13 protein-coding genes and 2 pseudogenes are annotated in these 17,453 nt (G+C 71.8%); 11 read left to right on the top strand and 4 right to left on the bottom strand.

The window, feature by feature from the left end; all coding sequences use genetic code 11:
• Window positions 1-204: 204 nt before the first annotated feature.
• The 4 genes from GFJ45_RS10615 to GFJ45_RS10600 all read left to right on the top strand — a co-directional run bounded on the left by GFJ45_RS10615 (window position 205) and on the right by GFJ45_RS10600 (window position 4,925).
• The gene (locus GFJ45_RS10615) at window positions 205-612 is read left to right on the top strand and encodes a universal stress protein (RefSeq protein WP_153396979.1); all 408 of its coding nucleotides are present in this window, start codon (window positions 205-207) and stop codon (window positions 610-612) included.
• 213 nt (window positions 613-825) lie between these two features.
• Complete coding sequence (locus GFJ45_RS10610) at window positions 826-2,691, top strand: RNA polymerase sigma factor (protein WP_323368729.1); 1,866 nt, start codon at window positions 826-828, stop codon at window positions 2,689-2,691.
• Between the two features lie 258 nt (window positions 2,692-2,949).
• Window positions 2,950-4,284 carry a sensor histidine kinase gene (locus GFJ45_RS10605; RefSeq protein WP_194288620.1) on the top strand — a complete coding sequence of 445 codons (1,335 nt, stop codon included), beginning with the start codon at window positions 2,950-2,952 and terminating at the stop codon, window positions 4,282-4,284.
• A gap of 23 nt (window positions 4,285-4,307) precedes the next feature.
• Window positions 4,308-4,925, top strand: a complete 618-nt coding sequence (locus GFJ45_RS10600; protein WP_228386849.1) for a response regulator — start codon at window positions 4,308-4,310, stop codon at window positions 4,923-4,925.
• A 132-nt stretch (window positions 4,926-5,057) separates the two neighbouring features.
• Here the strand turns inward: GFJ45_RS10600 and GFJ45_RS10595 are convergent, their stop codons facing one another.
• Window positions 5,058-6,581 carry a PxKF domain-containing protein gene (locus GFJ45_RS10595; RefSeq protein WP_194288619.1) on the bottom strand — a complete coding sequence of 508 codons (1,524 nt, stop codon included), beginning with the start codon at window positions 6,579-6,581 and terminating at the stop codon, window positions 5,058-5,060.
• 517 nt (window positions 6,582-7,098) lie between these two features.
• Here GFJ45_RS10595 and GFJ45_RS10590 point away from each other — a divergent pair.
• The 4 genes and pseudogenes from GFJ45_RS10590 to GFJ45_RS10575 form a co-directional block, all read left to right on the top strand.
• On the top strand, window positions 7,099-8,247 hold the full coding sequence (locus tag GFJ45_RS10590; protein WP_153396969.1) for a 6-phosphofructokinase: 1,149 nt from the start codon (window positions 7,099-7,101) through the stop codon (window positions 8,245-8,247).
• A gap of 246 nt (window positions 8,248-8,493) precedes the next feature.
• Window positions 8,494-8,775, top strand: coding sequence for a hypothetical protein (locus GFJ45_RS10585; RefSeq protein WP_153396967.1), 282 nt, complete (start codon window positions 8,494-8,496; stop codon window positions 8,773-8,775).
• A gap of 543 nt (window positions 8,776-9,318) precedes the next feature.
• A complete protein-coding gene (locus GFJ45_RS10580) occupies window positions 9,319-10,056 on the top strand; it encodes a CDP-alcohol phosphatidyltransferase family protein (RefSeq protein WP_153396965.1) in 738 nt (245 codons plus the stop codon).
• A gap of 118 nt (window positions 10,057-10,174) precedes the next feature.
• Window positions 10,175-10,429: pseudogene (locus GFJ45_RS10575) on the top strand (GNAT family N-acetyltransferase); the annotation flags it as partial.
• 3 nt (window positions 10,430-10,432) lie between these two features.
• On the opposite strand, the gene GFJ45_RS10570 reads toward GFJ45_RS10575, so the two are convergent.
• Genes GFJ45_RS10570 through GFJ45_RS10560 form a run of 3 tightly spaced genes read right to left on the bottom strand, consistent with a single transcriptional unit; the run spans window position 10,433 to window position 15,140 of the window.
• The gene (locus GFJ45_RS10570) at window positions 10,433-12,814 is read right to left on the bottom strand and encodes a transglutaminase family protein (protein ID WP_153396961.1); all 2,382 of its coding nucleotides are present in this window, start codon (window positions 12,812-12,814) and stop codon (window positions 10,433-10,435) included.
• Window positions 12,811-14,115: a DUF58 domain-containing protein gene (locus tag GFJ45_RS10565; RefSeq protein WP_228386850.1), complete on the bottom strand. Its 1,305-nt coding sequence runs from the start codon at window positions 14,113-14,115 to the stop codon at window positions 12,811-12,813. The genes GFJ45_RS10570 and GFJ45_RS10565 overlap by 4 nt, the downstream gene beginning before the upstream one ends.
• Window positions 14,115-15,140, bottom strand: a complete 1,026-nt coding sequence (locus GFJ45_RS10560; protein ID WP_153396956.1) for an AAA family ATPase — start codon at window positions 15,138-15,140, stop codon at window positions 14,115-14,117. Before GFJ45_RS10560 ends, GFJ45_RS10565 begins: the two co-directional genes overlap by 1 nt.
• A 350-nt stretch (window positions 15,141-15,490) precedes the next feature.
• Between GFJ45_RS10560 and mraZ the strand changes: the two genes are divergently transcribed.
• The 3 genes and pseudogenes from mraZ to GFJ45_RS10545 form a co-directional block, all read left to right on the top strand.
• Window positions 15,491-15,922, top strand: a complete 432-nt coding sequence (gene mraZ / locus GFJ45_RS10555; protein WP_153396981.1) for a division/cell wall cluster transcriptional repressor MraZ — start codon at window positions 15,491-15,493, stop codon at window positions 15,920-15,922.
• 286 nt (window positions 15,923-16,208) lie between these two features.
• Window positions 16,209-17,327 (top strand): 16S rRNA (cytosine(1402)-N(4))-methyltransferase RsmH, encoded by a 1,119-nt coding sequence (gene rsmH / locus GFJ45_RS10550; RefSeq protein WP_153396954.1) that lies wholly within the window; start codon window positions 16,209-16,211, stop codon window positions 17,325-17,327.
• 45 nt (window positions 17,328-17,372) lie between these two features.
• Window positions 17,373-17,453, top strand: a pseudogene (locus tag GFJ45_RS10545) (RNA polymerase-binding protein RbpA); the annotation flags it as partial.

Genomic DNA, 17,453 nt, shown 5'->3' with positions numbered 1-17,453 from the left:
CGGACGGCCGGCCCGGGCCGGGCCTGGGGGTCGTGCGGTTCGCGCTGCGCGACGGCACCCCCGCCGCCGTGCCGGCCCGGGACCCCGAGGCGCTGGCGGTCGCCCTGTACAAGGCACTCGAGGGGCGCTGACCCCGCCTCCTACCGGGTGAGGGCCGGAGGTCCGTGTAACCTCGCCGCAACGGCACGACGGAAGGTGTGTGGCATGGCGATCATCGTGGGCTGGATCCCGACCAAGGAGGGCCGTGCGGCCCTGCGCCGGGCGGCTCAGGAGGCCCAGCTGCGGCGGACGAAGCTGGTCGTGGTCAACTCCCATCGCGGCGGGCGCGACTTCAGCGCCGAGGAAGCCGCCAAGTTCGAGGACGCCCTCGCCGACGTGCAGCAGCAGCTGGACGCCGACGGCATCGAGCACGAGGTGCGCCAGCTGGTCCGCGGCAACGACCCCGCCGAGGACCTGGTGGACGTGGCCGAGGAGAGCAACGCCGACTTCATCGTGATCGGCCTGCGCCGGCGCACCCCGGTCGGCAAGCTGATCCTGGGCTCCAACGCCCAGCGCATCCTGCTGGACGCCTCCTGCCCGGTGCTGGCGGTGAAGTCAACCCCCGACGACTGACTCGGGAACGGCCTGATGAGGCCGGTGAGCAGGGCAGATGGCTGCCCGGGAACATCAGCGGGGACGGGTGGGTTTTATAATGGTAGCCAGCGGCTGGCCGGACAGCAGCCCTCCGGTCCGTCCACGACACCCAGCCACCCCCATCGCCGGGCCTTCGTGGTGCCCATGAAGGCAGGGGTGAGGCCGCTCCGCAGAAAGTAGTTGATGCCACCCGTGACAGCGAAGACGGCAGGGACCGCCCAGGCCGACGCGACCGCGCTTCCGGAAGAGTTCACCAACCCCGTGCTCTACTCCCTCTGGGAGAAGGGCACGAAACAGGGCCACCTGACCCTCTCGGAGATCCGTGAGGCCCTGGAGCGCACCGAGCTCCCGGCCAAGCGGATGCGCAAGGTCCTGCGTGTCTTCAGCGACAATGCGGTGGAGGTTCGCGACGACGGCACCGCCGCGACACCGACGCGCAAGACCACCCGTCGTAGCACCAACAAGGCCAGCGCCGCCTCCAAGGGCACCACGTCCTCGCGTAGCAGCAGCGAGGACACGGACTCCGGGGACGCGGACCGCACCGGGACGGAGTCCGCAGTGAGCACGTCCAAGAAGACGACCACCACCAAGTCCAGCAGGTCGCGCAAGACCACGACCACCAAGGCCGACAGCGAGGCGACCGCCACCGACGCCGCCGAGGCCACCGCGCAGGAGCCCACGGGGGAGAGCGCCAGCGCCAACGGCAGCGCGACCAAGGCCAGCACCAAGGCCAAGCCCGCCACCAGGTCGAGGAAGAAGTCGAGCACGGCCACGTCGGGCACCACGTCCGGCTCGACCGCCACCACGACGGCAGCCACCAAGGGCGGCACCACCCGCGCCGCCGCCGAGGCCGCCGCCGGTTCGGCTGGTGACGTCGAGCCCGACGCGGACGCCGCGCCGGCCAAGAAGAGCAGCGGTGGCCGGAAGAAGAAGAGCGACCCGGTCGCCGAGGTGGCCGAGGAGCCGGACGAGGACGCCGAGGACGCCGACGAGCTGGACATCGAGGAGGCCGGTGACGCGGCCACGACCGAGGACACCACCGTCGGCCCGAAGCTGCCCGCCAAGGGCATCGACGCCGAGGACGACGGCTTCGTGCTGTCGGCCGCCGACGATGAGGACGCGCCGGCGCAGCAGGTCGTCACCGCCGGCGCCACCGCCGACCCGGTCAAGGACTACCTGAAGCAGATCGGCAAGGTCGCCCTGCTCAACGCCGAGCAGGAGGTCGAGCTCGCCAAGCGCATCGAGGCCGGCCTGTTCGCCGAGGAGAAGCTGGCCTCCGGGGAGAAGGTGGACGCCAAGCACGTCCGCGAGCTGCGCTGGATCGCCCACGACGGCAAGATGGCCAAGAACCACCTGCTGGAGGCCAACCTCCGCCTGGTGGTCTCGCTGGCCAAGCGGTACACCGGCCGCGGCATGCTGTTCCTGGACCTGATCCAGGAGGGCAACCTGGGCCTGATCCGCGCGGTGGAGAAGTTCGACTACACCAAGGGATACAAGTTCTCCACCTACGCCACCTGGTGGATCCGGCAGGCGATTACGCGCGCCATGGCCGACCAGGCCCGCACCATCCGGATCCCGGTGCACATGGTCGAGGTCATCAACAAGCTCGCCCGGGTGCAGCGGCAGATGCTGCAGGACCTGGGCCGCGAGCCGCTCCCTGAGGAGCTGGCCGCCGAGCTCGACATGACCCCGGAGAAGGTCGTCGAGGTGCAGAAGTACGGCCGTGAGCCGATCTCGCTGCACACCCCGCTGGGGGAGGACGGCGACTCCGAGTTCGGGGACCTCATCGAGGACTCCGAGGCGGTCGTGCCCTCCGACGCGGTGTCCTTCACGCTGCTGCAGGAGCAGCTGCACTCGGTGCTGGACACGCTGTCCGAGCGGGAGGCCGGTGTCGTCTCGATGCGGTTCGGCCTGTCCGACGGCCAGCCCAAGACGCTGGACGAGATCGGCAAGGTCTACGGCGTCACCCGCGAGCGGATCCGCCAGATCGAGTCCAAGACGATGTCCAAGCTGCGGCACCCCTCCCGGTCCCAGGTGCTGCGCGACTACCTGGACTGACGACCTCACCCTTCGATGGGACGCGTCGCCGCAGGCCAGGTGCCTTACTGTGGCACCTGACCTGCTGGGGCGTGGGTCGGCCCGGCGCTGCTGCAGCTGCGTGTCGGCATCGTGATCGGCCGGGGTTCGGCGCCACCGGTGCATTAGGCTCCCCGCTATGTGGCGGGTGAAAGGGCCCCCGACAGCACAGGTGGAGCCATAGTGCGCACAGTGGCGCCAGCGCACCTGACCGCGGCGGGGTGGGCGGTCGGTGTCGCGGTGACAGCCCTGATCCTGTGGACCCCGTATCTCGGCTTCGTCTACCGCAGCCCCTCGCTGCACCTGATGCTGGACACGGTCGATGCCTGCGTGGCGTTCCTGGCGGCATACCTGGTCTACGGAAGGTTCGTGCGCGCTCGCACGCTCCAGGACCTGCTGCTGGCTGAAGGCCTTGTACTCCTGGCGGTGGCCGGAGTGGGCCTGACCTACTTCGCGGGGCCACTCGCTGGTCAGCCTGGCGGGGCCTTCCATGTCTGGCTGCCGCTGACGGTGCGGCTCATCGGTGCTGTCCTCATCGCGCTGGCGGCGCTGTCCCGCTCGCGCAGGCGGACGGGGCGGTCTGCCGGAGTGTGGTTGGTGCTCGGGCCGGTCGTCCTGGTCACCGCAGTGGTCATGGTGCTTGCTGTGCTGGGCTCCCGGCTGCCCACGGCGGTGGGACAGGCGTACGTCCCCCCTGCGGTGCAGCCCCCCCTCCTCACCGGGCACCCGCTGTTCATCCTCGCCCAGGGCGCGTCGGCGATCTGCTTCGGCATTGCCTCCATCGCCTTCACGGCGCAGGCGGTCCGTCGCGGTGACGCACTGCTGCGCTGGCTGGGTCCGGCCTGTGCGCTCGGGGCCTGCGCGCGCGTCCACTACGCACTCTTCCCGTCCCTCTACACCGACTGGCTCTACACCGGCGATCTCCTCCGCACCGGCTTCTACTTATTGCTCCTGGTGGGTGCTGCGCGGGAGCTGAGCCAGTACTGGAACGCGCAGACCAAGGCGGCGGTGCTCGAGGATCGGCGACGACTGGCCCGGGAACTGCACGACGGGGTCATTCAGGAGCTTGCCTACATCCGTCTGGAGAGTCACGGCATACCGGTCGAGTCACCAGCCCGCGGCCGTATCACGCACGCGTGCGACCGCGCCCTGGACGAGGCCCGGGCGGCCGTGCACGCGCTTGACAGCTCTGGCACGGAGCCGTTGGGGTTCCGGCTGCACCGGGCAGCCACGGAGCTGGCCGAGCGGTACGCGGTGGACCTGGAAGTCGACCTGGACGACTCGGTGGACGCGCTGCCGCACCAGCAGCACGCCTTGACCCGTATCACCCGCGAAGCGGTGTCCAACGCGGCGCGCCACGGCAAGGCCGCTCGCGTGGTCGTCAGGCTGTCCCGTGAGGGCGGGTGCAGGCGGCTGTCCATCCAGGACGACGGCCGAGGGTTCGACGTCGGGACTGCCTCCACGAGCACCGGCTACGGACTGACGAGTATGCGGGACCGGGCCAGCGCACTGCCGGGTTCCTTCCGCATCGACGCCTCCACCGGGACAGGCAGCGTGGTGACGGTGACGTGGTAGCCCAGCCCGGTATCCGGATCGTCATGGCCGACGACCATGCCCACATCCGGGCGCGGATCAGGCAGGCGCTGGAGGAAGGAAACTGCGAGGTCTGCGCGGAGGGAGCCAGCGCTCCTGAGGCGGTCCGGCTGGCGCTGGAGCACCGGCCTGACGTCGTGCTCCTGGACATCCACATGCCGGGCAGCGGAATCCAGGCGGCTGTCCAGATCAGCCGGGCCCTGCCACAAACGGCCATCGTCATGCTCACCCAGTCGAAGGAGGACGACGACCTATTCGACTCTCTTCGCGCCGGCGCCTCCGGGTATCTGCTCAAGGACACCGACCCCGCCAACCTGCCCGGTGCCCTGCGCGGCGTCCTGGCCGGAGAGGCCGCCATGCCTGCCGGACTGGTGGCCCGAGTCCTCGAGGAGTTCCGGGCGCCGTCCCGGCGGCGCTTCGTGCGCAGGTCGGCGGCGGCCAGCAAGCTGAGCGCCCGGGAGTGGGAGGTGATGGAGCTGCTGGCTCAGGGGCTGTCCACCGAGGACGTCGCGGGCAGGCTGTTCCTGTCACCGTCGACCGTGCGGGTGCACGTCTCCACCGTGCTGCGCAAGCTGCGGGTCAAGGACCGGGCGAGCGCGTTCAGGCTGCTCAGCGAGGAGTAGCTGCCGGCGCTTTGCCTCCGCGGGTCCACGTCACAGCTCTCCCCGGTGCTGCACCTGCTCGGGTGCCGCGCGCGGCAAAGGAAGGTCCCAGGCCACCGGCCTGGGACCTTCCTTTGGCTGACGTCAGCGCGGCTACTTCACGACCTTGAAGTCCGCGCTGGTCGACGACCCGTCGGCCGCCTTCACCGTCGCCCGGTAGCACCCGACCGTTGTCGGCACCTTCCAGTTCTGGATGAACTGACCGGCGGTGCTGTCGTAGCGCAGGCTGGTGCCACCAGTGGTCACCGTCTCCACGGGAGCCTCGTCAGTCCCAGTTTCACAGGTGACCTTCATCGTCGTGAACCCGACGACGGCGGCCGTGGTGTCCAGCTCCCTCGGGCCGGCGAACAGCTCGAACTTCAGCGGAACCGTGCTGCCGCCCTTGACGCGGTTGAGCACGCCGCCCATGTCGACGGGAGCGTAGAACCCGGCAGTCGTCCAGCTCAGCACGGTGTAGCTGCTCCCCACGCTGACCGTGTTACCGGCGTTGTCCGTAGCCGTCGCGGTCATGGTGTGGGGGCCCACCGCGGTGGAGTAGCCCTCGACCACGCAGCTGGCGAGTCCGGAGACGGCGTCATCCGCGGTGCAGGTGGGAGCGGCAGGCACGCTCCCGAAGTGGTGGCTGCTCGCCGCCGACGGTCCACCCACGAAGGCGACGTTGGTGGGGGCCGACTGGTCGATCTTGTAGGTCCTGCTGACCGCGCCCGCCTCGCTGGCGTTGCCGGCGGCGTCGGTGAACACCGGGCTGGCGGCGAGGACCGCGGCTCCCTGTCCGCTGGTGGTCACGGTCGCAGCGGCAGTGGTTGGACCGGAGACAGCGTCGGTGGCGGAGAACCCCGCCGTCACGTCGGAGGTGTACCAGCCGTTGGCTCCCGCCGTCCCGAGCACGACGCCGTCGTAGCTCACGCTGGGCGCGGTGCCGTCCCGCTTGATGGTCACGCGCTGCTCGGCAGCCGACCCACCGGCGCTGGTCGCGGAGCAGCTGTAGCTGGTCGCTTGCTGGTCGTCGGTGATCGCCTGGCTCGCGCAGCCGGTCTTCACCAGAGAGCCGGGAGACTCTGGCTCGGTGACGGTCCACGTCAGGTTGACGTCCGTCGTGTACCAGCCGTCGTTGCCGTCCGGCGATGCCGGGCTGAGAACGGAGGAGACGACCGGTGCCGACGGGTCCACGATGCCGTAGGTCGCCGAAGCCGAGTCCGTCAGGCCACCGCGGTCGGTGTAGGAACAGCTGGCCGTCTGTGACCCGACCCCGTCGGAGGCGTTGGCGCCGGTGACCGAGCTCAAGGTAGCCGGGAAGGTGCTGTTGCCGTCCTCGGCGTCGGTCACCTCACACGTGGCCGCCGGCACCGAGCCCTTGTTGTAGCTGGCGTCCTGCGCGACGCCACCGATACTGACCGTGGGGGACGTGTTGGTCGGCGCCGAGACGTGCAGCATGAAGTTCGAGGGAGTGGTGTTGTAGTCCCCGGCGACGTCGGACCATGTGCTCGCCACGGCGTAGGAGCCCGACTGCGCCGAGGAGAAGGTGACGGCCTTGGCGTTCTGCTCACCACAGTCGCTGAACTGCACGCTCCGGGGGGTGGGTGTCACTGCCGCGGGAGCCACGATCGTGACCGTCACCGGGGATCCGTCCCTCGCATCACAGGTGCCGCCAGTTGCCTGGATGTGGTAGTTCACCGTCGTGCTCGTCCCGACCGCAATCGTGCGGCTGCGGTTCTCGCCCACGACATCGTTCCGCACGTTGTCCGCATAGGCCAAGCCACCGACCACCAGTGACCCCGATGCCGTCAGGGCCAGCGCGCTGGTCGCTCGACCCATCCACCTACCTCTCGCCTTCATGTTGCCCACCTCTCCGTGTGGTGTCATCGGTGACCCGGTGTGGATCAGCCACTGGGGAGAACGTAGAGGAGTTCTTTACCTACCCATGACTATTTGCCCGTTCAAACAGCTAAGCGGACGCTGCGATGGCGTTCAAACCGCTAAGCGCCGGCCGGGTTGGCGGCGCGCAGGCTTCTGACGTGCGGGACCAGGTGCCCTGACGCCAGCGTTTCCGACCCGCCTTCGCGCAGGCCAGACACCTCCTCGGTGCCTGGCCTGCTCGCCGTCCCGGCGGCCGCATCCTCGCTAGGGTGGGCCGATGCGCATCGGAATCCTGACCGGCGGGGGAGACGTGCCCGGCCTCAACCCCTGCATCAAGGCGGTCGTCAACCGGGTGCACGACGAGGGGCACGAGGTCGTGGGCATCAGGCGAGGGTGGGCAGGACTGGTCACGACGGACCCCGCGGACCCCGACTCGGTGGCGGCCAACCTGATCACGCTCGACCCCGGCCGGGTGCGCACGGTGGACCGCACCGGCGGCACGTTCTTGCACAGCTCCCGGACCAACCCGAGCCGGATGCGGCAGAGCGAGGTGCCGTCCTTCCTCGCCGACCGCGTGACGGGCGAGGGCCCGCACGACCTCACCGACCACGTGCTGGCCGTGCTGCAGCACGTCGGCATCGACGTCCTCATCCCCATCGGCGGGGACGACACGCTGTCCTACGGGCTGCGGATGCACCAGGAGGGGGTGCCGACCATCGCCATCCCCAAGACCATGGACAACGACGTGCACGGCACCGACTACTGCATCGGCTTCTCGACCGCCGTCACCCGCGGCGTGCAGTTCATCCACAACCTGCGCACCTCGGCCGGGTCGCACGAGCGGATCGCCGTCGTCGAGCTGTTCGGCCGCTACAGCGGTGAGACCTCGCTGATCACGGCGTACCTGGCCGGAGTCGACCGGGCGCTGATCTCCGAGGTGCCCTTCGACATCGACCGGGTCTGCGAGCTGATCGTCGCCGACAAAAAGCGCAACCCCTCCGGCTACGCCATGCTCACCGTCTCCGAGGGGGCTTCCATCCGCGGCGGTGACATGGTGCTGTCGGGTGAGGAGGACGCCTACGGCCACCGCAAGCTGGGAGGCATCGGCCAGCTCACCGGCGAGCTGATCAAGGAGCGCACCGGTGAGGGCATCGTCCACCAGCAGGTGGGCTACCTGATGCGTTCCGGCAGCCCGGACTCCCTGGACCTCATGGTGGCGACCAACTACGCCGTGATGGCTGCCGACCTCGCGCTGGACGGCTCGACCGGGCGGATGGTGGCGCTCCGCAACGGCACCTACACCAGCGTGCCCATCGCGGTGACCGGCGAGGGGGTCAAGCGGGTCGACGTGGGAGAGCTCTACGACGAGCCGAACTACCGTCCCCGGGTGCGCCACGTGCGGGGCAAGCCGATGTTCCTCTACTGAGCGAGACCCGCTACTCGTCCCCGGGCCGCTTCTTGGCCGCCTTGGCGGCCTTGTCGGCACGCTTCTGCTTCAGGCTCTTGCCGGACTTCTTGGACAGCTGCTGACGCGGCGACTTGTCGGCCATGATGGGCTCCTCGGTCGGAAGCCTGAATGGCTCCGTGAACTCAGCCTACAGCGCAGCCGGTCCCACTAGGGCCGTCGCCGGGTGCGCCTCTCCGACCACCCCGGGCGCCGTACAGTGACGCCGTGGCCGACCACCTCGACCTCCAGCCCCAGTTCCCCGCGGTGGGCTCGGTGGGCCTGCACCGGGTGACCGAGCAGGACTGGCGCAGCCACCGCGACTTGCGGCGGCAGATGCTGCTGGAGGCCCCGGACGCGTTCTGGGTGACCCACGCCGACGTCGCCGACTGGGGGAGGCGCAGTGGTGCGAGGCCACGAGTCGCGCGCACTACCTGCAGGCCCGGGACGGCGGAGGCAGCGGCACCGCGCGCCCGCATCTCCTGGGATACCTGGGCAAGCCAGGCCTGAGCGTTCCGCTTGGTGTCGTGGGTGGTGGTCCGCTGGCGACGGGACCCGTCGGCTCCCTTGGGGAGGTCCAGTACGGCGTACCAGCGGCTCCACGAGCCGTCAGGCCTGCGCCTGCGGTAGATGTGTCCTCTCATGGTTCTTCTCCTTTCTCTGGGCATAAATGAACCCGCCAGCAAGATGGCTGACGGGTGAGTCGGGGGCAAGTATCAGGGATTCCTGCCACCCAGGGGTTTTCCAGCCTCTCCTTTTGAGGCGTGGTTATCCCTGATCTGAATGTCTCATTGCACAGCGCTCCTGACCTGCACGCTTACCGTGCGGCGCAGCACAGCGCAGAGCCGTTCCTAGTGCGCGACTACCTGGACTGACGTCTCGACCGGGAGCGGTACGTGATGCAGGTCGATGGTCTACGAGGCACCTGCATGACTGACGGGTAGGACAGCGCTGTCGGCAGCTCTGTGGCATGGATCGGTCACCGACCGGTGACCGGGTGTGGAAGACTCTGCACGTCCGAACGGCTTCGTCCGACTGCACCAGGGGGCCTTGATGACCATCGACGCGGTTCCCGGGCCGAGCGTGCCGTCGGTGCGCCTGCGCGCCGGCGGGTGGGCGCTGCACGCCTACACCGCGAGCGGCACCGTGCTGGGCATCCTGGTTGTCATCGCGGCCGTGGACGGCGACACGGTGCGGGCGTTGTGGCTGCTGCTGGCCGCCCTGTTCATCGACGGCACGGACGGGCTGCTGGCGCGCCGGCTGCGGGTCAAGGAGACCATCCCCACCTTCGACGGGGCCCGGCTCGACGACATCGTCGACTACATCACCTACGCCTTCGCGCCCATGGTCCTGCTGTGGACCACTGGCCACCTGCCGGCCGGCACGTGGGGAATGGTCGTGGCCATGATCCCGCTGCTGGCCTCGAGCTACCAGTTCTGCCGCACGGACGCCAAGACCGACGACCACTTCTTCCTCGGGTTCCCCAGCTACTGGAACGTCGTCGCCTTCTACGTCATCGTGCTGGAGCTCTCAGCAGCCGTGACAGCCACCATCCTCCTGGCGTGTGCCGTCCTGGTCTTCGTGCCCATCAAGTACCTCTACCCGTCGCGGACGAACACGCACCGGGCGCTCAACCTCGCGCTGGCCGGGCTCTGGCTCGTGCTCTACGCCGTCATCCTCATCGATCTGCCGGATCGCAACGTGCTCCTGGTCGCCGTGTCGCTGGCCTACATCGGCTACTACCTGGCAGCCAGCGTGACGCTGACGCTCGTGCAGTCCAAGAGACAGTGATCGAGCGAGGCCACCAGCCGCGCGCACTACCTGCAGGCCCGGGAAGCGGAGGCAGCGGCACCGCGCTGGGGACCGTTGGGATCCTGCCGCAGGCCTACGACGAGCAGCTCCCGACGCCGTCAACCTGATCGCGCTCTACGTGGTGCCCCAGGCGCGCGGCCGTGGCGTCGGGGAGCTGCTGCTGGGCGGGGGAGCGGCGGTCGCCCGGTCGCTGCGCCGGCGGCGGATCCTGCTCGAGGCGGCCAGCAACAACGCGGCCGCCATGGGGCTCTACCGCCGCTGCGGCTACCAGTTCACCGGCCGCACGTTCCAGCACCCGCGGCGTCCGGACCTGGTCGAGCGGGAGATGGTGCTCGCGCTGCACCGCCCGTAGCGGCTACCCGCGTCGCTCTGCACCCGCTGTCGCGCTCGCGGCGGTGGAGCTCTCCCGCCGGTCCGTGCGGCCCAGCAGGCTGCGCAGCTGCCGCCATGCGCTGCGAGGGAGCAGCCGGGCCTGGGTGCGGATGTTCCACGGCAGGTCCCGCTCCACCCCGGCGACCACGGTGCGCACGTCGCGGTGCATCTGCCGCTGGGCCGGCTGCTGCTCCGGCTCCGGCAGCGGGCGCCCGTAGCGGCTCGCCTCCAGCGTGCGCGCCGCCCGCACCAGCGCCTCGTGCTCCCGCCGGTCCAGCAGGGTGCGGTCGCTCAGGTGCTTCCCCATGGCACGGGGGCTGCGCGGCTCGGGTGGCGCGACGCCCATGTCCTCCAGTGAGCGGGTGAGCCACAGCCACTCGCCCTCGATGCGGGCGGGGTAGTCGTGGGCCTCCCGCAGGCCGGCCTCGCGCCACCGCCGCGCCGCCCACGGCACCAGCGCTAGCAGCAGCGCCAGCACCGCCGCGACCAGCAGCGCCCGGAGCAGCACCGGTCCCAGGTCGGCGAGGATGCCGGTGTCCTCGTCAGTGGTGCCGCCGGCGAGCTCCTCCGCAGGCAGCGTGGGCTCCGGCAGCGCCCCGTCCTCGGGCACCTCCGGGGCCTGCTCGCCCTGCTCGTCGACGGTGTGGATCGGGGCGAGGGCGGTGCGGCTGCCGGGGGTGGGTTCGAACCGGGTCCAGCCCAGGCCGTCGATCAGCAGCTCCGGCCAGGTGTGGGCGTCGGAGGCCAGCACCTCCCGGCTGCCGTCCTCCTGCAGCGTGCCGGGCAGGAAGCCGATCGCCATCCGGGCCGGGATGCCTTCCAGCCGGGCCAGCATCACCATGGCGGTCGCGAACTGCACGCAGTAGCCCTGCCTGGTGTCCAGGAAGTGGGTGATCGGGTCGGAGGCGTCCGCCACCCCGGGCGCCAGCTCCAGGTCGTAGCGGTACTGCGCACTCCGCAGGTGCTCCTGGATGGCGGCCGCCACCTCCAGCGTGGACCCGGCGCCCTGGGGGACGACCTGCTCGGCCAGCGCGGCCAGCGCCGGCTGGGCATCGTCCGGCACGTGCAGGTAGCGGTCGGGGAGGTCCTCCTGCAGGCCGCCGCCGACGTCGTCCGGCAGCCGCTGGTAGGAGCCCAGCTGCAGGTAGGTGGCGGAGTAGGTGTCGACCTGGCCCTCGACCCGGACTGCCTCCGGCCCGGGGTTGAGCTGCCACGGCTCGTCGATCTCGAGGCCGGTGAAGGGGAAGGGCACGGCGAGGTGCGGAGACTCGAGGCGGTTGTTCTCGACGACCAGCTGTCGCGGGGTGACCGGCAGCTCGTCGGCCTCGGCCCGTCGCTGCCACAGCTCGGCGGTGGGCAGCCCGCTGCCCGCCTCGACCGGGAGGGTGTCCTCTTCGGGCGGCTGCCACCGGTCGTCCTCGTAGACGCTGCTCGCGGTCACCCGCAGCACGTCGGCCTGCACCGCGTTGGTCCGGTAGACCAGCACCGGCTCCTCGGAACGGTTGTGCAGGTCCTGGGTGGGGTCCATGGTCGTGGTGAACCCGACGCTGGCGGTGCCGCCGCCGACGGTGCGGGCGTCAGGATTGCGGGCGAGCCCCTCGCTGAAGAACGTCGGTGGCAGGTGGGGGAGCACGGAGGCGCCCAGCAGGGCCACCAGCACCGTGCTGACGCCGAGCACCCGCGCGGTGCGCCGGTGACCCCGGGGGGCGGTGCCGGCCGGCCCGGAGCCGAGGGCGTGCTGGTCGGCCGAGGCCCACTCCCGTACCGCACGGTCGCCCTGCTGGGCGAGCAGCGCCAGCCAGGCCAGCCCGGCCGCCAGGAAGTACTGCGGCGCCATCGCCTGCCCGGAGTTGGACACCGACACCAGGAACACCGCCGCCAGCGGCCCGCCGGCCAGCGCCGGCGCCCGCGCGCCCACCGCGATCGAGTCCACCGAGATGGCGGTCAGCGTCAGCAGCGTGACGACGAGGAACACCACGCCCGGGGTCGTCGGCGCCGGGGCGGCGTAGTGCTGGAGCACCTGCCCGGACTCCTGCAGCAGCGTGCCGGCGCGGAGCACCGTGTCGCCGGTGGGCAGCCAGGCCCACCGCAGCGTGTCCCCGAGGTAGGTGGCGGTGAGGCCGGTCAGGGCCGCCAGCAGCTGGCACAGCACCACCAGGGTCGGCCCGGCGCCGAGCGTGCGCAACACCGCACCGACGAGGCTGACGACCAGCACCATCGCGGCACCGTCCCAGAGCCACCCGTTGTCCTGCAGCAGCGAGGTGAGCGGCCACACCACGGCCAGGCAGGCCAGCCCGGCCAGCAGCGACTCGGCCCACCGGCCGTCCTCGAGCCGGGAGACCGCAGCGGGCGCGGGGGCGGTCACGACCGGCTCCCGGCCGGCATGCGGCCGCGCAGCTGCTCCCAGGCGCCGCGCACGGTGTCGTGGGGGCCGGCCAGCGTGGTGCGCCAGCCGGTCTCGGCCAGCACCCGTAGCAGCCCGCGGGACCAGGTGCTCCCGCCGGTCCTCGGGCCGGGGCCGCGCACGGCGCTCCCGGCCACCTCCTCCTGCTCCTCCCGGACCGGCGACCAGGCGTCCCGGTCGATGACCATCGCCAGCGCGGTGGTGCCGGGATCGTGCACCGCGGCCAGGTCGCGCAGGTCGCCCTCGCCGTAGGCGGACACGGCCGCGACCAGCAGCACCCCACCGCTGGTGAAGGTGTGCGCGGCCGCAGCCAGCGGCTCCAGCCCGCTCTGGCCGTGCGGCTGCACCCGCGCCAGCCGCTCCAGCAGCGCGGGCAGCTCCATCGGCGTGCCGGCCGTCCCGTCCCGGACCGTGTCGTCGGTGAGCAGGTGCACCACGTAGCCGTCGGCGACCAGGTGCCGCGCGACCGAGGCCAGCGCGGAGACCGCCCACTCGAACGACGGGTGCAGCCCGTGACCCGGGTAGGCGCCGGCGCGGCAGTCCAGCAGCAGCACCGCCCGGCGGCGGGAGGGCTGGTCCTCCTGCCGTACCATCAGCTCGCCGCGGTGGGCGGTGGCCGGCCAGTGCACCCGGCGCAGCTCATCACCCTCGCGCCACTGCCGGATGCTGACGTCGTCCTCGCCGTGCAGCGCGACCATCTGCGGCAGCTCCCCCTCGGTGCCGCGGCCCTGGCCCCCCGGCGGCGCCGCGGCCAGCGGCCACACCTGCGGCAGCACCAGCAGCTCGGCCGTCTCCGGCAGCTGCACCGCCAGGTAGGTCAGCCCGAACGGGTCCCGCAGCCGCAGCGTCAGCGGCCCCAGCGGGTAGGCGCCACGGTGCCGGCTGCGCACCGCGTAGTCGAGGGTCTCCCGCTCGCCCGGCACCAGCCGCGGCAGCAGGAACCGGGGCCGGTCGCCGAGGGCGTAGTCCAGGTGCTCCTCGGCGAGGTAGAGCGGGGTGCTGCTACGGCCGGTGTTGGTGACGGTGAGCTCGATGGTGCCCGGCTGGTCGGGGACCAGCCGCGGGGGGTTGAGCGCGCGCTCGACGCGGAGCGTGGGGGTGCGGCGGTGCAGCCACAGCAGCACCAGCAGCGGCAGCACCAGCAGCAGCGCCCCGACCCTGGTGACGTCCGGGTAGCCCAGCACCGTCCCGATGAGCACGGTGAGGCCCCCGAGGGTGAGGAACAACCGCCCCCGGGGAGTGAGAACCTGGGGACGCGGCATCACGCCCCGGAGGGGACGGGCGTGTGGCGGACCAGGTCGGTCACCACGTCGTGCGGGGTGCGCCGGGCCAGCTGCGCCTCCCCGGTGAGCAGCAGCCGGTGGGCCAGCACCGGCCCGGCCAGGTGCTGCACGTCCTCGGGGATGACGTGGTCGCGCCCGCCCAGCGCCGCGTGGGCGCGGGCGGCCCGCAGCAGGTGCAGCGCGGCCCGCGGCGAGGCGCCCAGCCGCAGCAGGTCGTGACGGCGGGAGGCGGTGCACAGGTCGACGACGTAGCGGCGCAGCGCCGGCGAGGCGTGCAGCCGCCGGATCGAGAGCACCTGGGCCTGCACGTTCTCGGCGTTGGTGACGGGGGTCAGCGCCGCCAGCGGGTCCTGCTCTCCGTGGCTGGCCAGCATCGCCAGCTCGGCCGCCGGCCCCGGGTAGCCCAGCGAGATCCGGGCCATGAACCGGTCCCGCTGCGCCTCCGGCAGCGGGTAGGTGCCCTCCATCTCGATCGGGTTCTGGGTGGCCATCACCAGGAACGGCCGGGGGAGGGCGTGGGTGGTGCCGTCGACGGTGACCTGGCGCTCCTCCATGGATTCCAGCAGCGCCGACTGCGTCTTCGGCGAGGCGCGGTTGATCTCGTCCCCGACCACCACGTTGGCGAAGATCGCCCCCGGCCGGAACTCGAAGCCGCGGGTGTCCTGGTTGAACACGCTCACGCCGGTGATGTCGCTGGGCAGCAGGTCGGGCGTGAACTGCACCCGGCTGACCCGGCAGTCGATCGCGCGTGCCAGCGCCTTGGCCAGCATCGTCTTGCCGACGCCGGGGACGTCCTCCACGAGCAGGTGTCCCTCGGCCAGCAGCACCGTGACCGCGGTGCGGACCGCCTCCTCCTTGCCCTCGATGACGGTGCTGATCGCCCCGTGGATGCCCGCGGCGGTCTCGCGCACCGCCTCTAGCGCGGCCTCGTCCAGCCCATCCGCCCCCTGCGCCACAGGAGTGCGCTCGACGCCCTCGGTGGTGCTGTGCGCCCCTAACGTCATACCCCGATCCTGCCTCATCGGGCGGCCTGCTGGCTGCCCCACCTCTCCGCCGGCGGTGTCCTCCACCGTCCCCCACCCCGCCGGCGCGCCGGACGGTCGCGCCGCCACCCCTGGCCGCGGCACGCGGCGCTCCCGCTGGGCCCACCCGGCGCACGGCGGTCGGAACGGCGGGTTCGCGGCGACTTCCCCCACTTCGCTCCCACCGTTACTGACCTGCTTCTTTGCAGCAATCCGGGGCCTGTTTCACGGCCGTTCGACGTTGACTGTGGGGGGAAGTGGAGTATTGTGGGGGAACACGGAGGCAGTTGGGTCCCCGACCGGGCGGCGAAAGGGGTGAGGGCTCGATGTCGATGTTCCTGGGCACCCACCAACCCCGCCTCGACGACAAGGGCCGGCTGTTCCTCCCCGCCAAGTTCCGCGAGCGCCTCGCCGGCGGCCTGGTCATCACCCGGGGCCAGGAGCGCTGCCTCTACGTCTTCCCGATGACCGAGTTCGAGCGGATCGCCGAGCAGATGCAGAGCACCCCCACCACCAGCCGGGCGGTGCGCGACTACCAGCGCGTCTTCCTCTCCGGCGCCTCCGACGAGATCCCCGACAAGCAGGGCCGGGTCACCATCCCGGCCGCGCTGCGTGAGTACGCCGGGCTGGACCGCGACTGCACCGTCATCGGCGCCGGTGCCCGGGTCGAGGTCTGGGACAGCGCCGCCTGGGAGGCCTACCTGGAGTCGACCGAGCAGGCCTTCGCCGACCAGTCCGAGGAGGTGATCCCCGGGCTGCTGTAGCGGCCTCCCACCCGAACTTGACCGTGACCCCGACCTCGACCCCGACCCCCAACCCCCAACCCTCGACCCCGACCACGGCCCTGGCGCCAGGTCTCCACCCGGTTCCCCGGGCTCCGACATCCCTTCCCCGGTGCCGGAGCCCAGCTGCGATCTTCGCCCACCCGACGTCCCTTCCCCGGCGCCGGGCGGCCCGCGCAGGAAGCGGTTGGGGACCTGACCCCAGGGCCCACCACCACCCGCCACCCGACCCCCGCCACGGCCGACCCGGCAACGGAAAGGAGCAGCCATGGGCAGCAGCGATCCCGCCGAGCGCCACGTGCCCGTGCTGCGCGACCGGGTCGTGGGACTGCTGGCGCCGGTGCTGTCCGGCGAGCAGGGGGAGACGGGCGGCGGGGACACCGGCGACGCCGGCGGACCGGTGCACCTGGACGGGACGCTGGGCCTGGGCGGCCACGCCGAGGCGGTGCTGGAGCGGTACCCGCGGGCGCGGGTCGTCGGGCTGGACCGCGACGCCGAGGCGCTCGCGCTGGCGGCGCAGCGGCTGGCCAGGTTCGGTGACCGGTTCACCGGCGTCCACGCCCGCTACGACGAGCTGGCCGACGTGCTCGACGAGCTCGGGGTGGACCGGCTGGCCGGCGCCCTGTTCGACCTCGGTGTCTCCTCGCTGCAGCTGGACGAGGCCGCCCGCGGCTTCGCCTACCGGGTGGACGCCCCGCTGGACATGCGCATGGACCAGCAGCAGGGCCCGACCGCCGCGGACGTGCTCAACGGCTACGACGAGGAGGAGCTGACCCGGCTGCTGCGCGACTACGGCGAGGAGCGGTTCGCCCGCCGGATCGCGCGCGCGGTGGTCCGGCGCCGGGAGCGGGAGCCGTTCAGCACCTCCGGCCCGCTGGTCGAGCTGCTCCACGACGTCGTCCCGGCGGCCTCCCGCCGCACCGGCGGCCACCCGGCCAAGCGCACCTTCCAGGCGTTGCGTATCGAGGTCAACGCCGAGCTGGCCAGCTGGCGCGCGGCGCTGCCGGCCGCGCTGGGCCGGCTGGCCACCGGCGGCCGGATCGTCGTGCTGTCCTACCACTCGCTGGAGGACCGGATCACCAAGCGCGCCCTCGCCGCCGGTGCCACCAGCTCCGCGCCGCCGGACCTGCCGGTCGAGCTGCCCGAGCACCAGCCGTGGCTGCGGCTGCTGACCCGCGGCGCCGAGCAGGCCGACATGGCCGAGGTCGAGGCCAACCCCCGCGCCGCCTCGGTCCGGCTGCGCGCCGCCGAGCGCACCCGCGAGACCGGACCCGAGCCACCACCCGCCGCCCGCACCTCCCGCCAACCCCGCCGTGGCCACCACGACCACAGCCACCACAGCCACCACAGCCACCAGAGCCACCACAGCCAGGAGAGCCGCCGATGAGCCTGCCGACCGCGGCCCGCGTTGCCCCCCGCCCCGTCCCTCGCGCCACCGCCGCCGCGGGTGGAGCCGTACAAGACCCACCTGGCCTACGTGAAGGAGCGGCGCAGCGACGCCGACGGCGAGCAG

The sequence above is a fragment of the Ornithinicoccus halotolerans genome, assembly GCF_009602535.1.
Lineage (GTDB): Bacteria > Actinomycetota > Actinomycetes > Actinomycetales > Dermatophilaceae > Ornithinicoccus > Ornithinicoccus halotolerans.
This window is presented reverse-complemented; position numbering and strand designations above follow the sequence as displayed.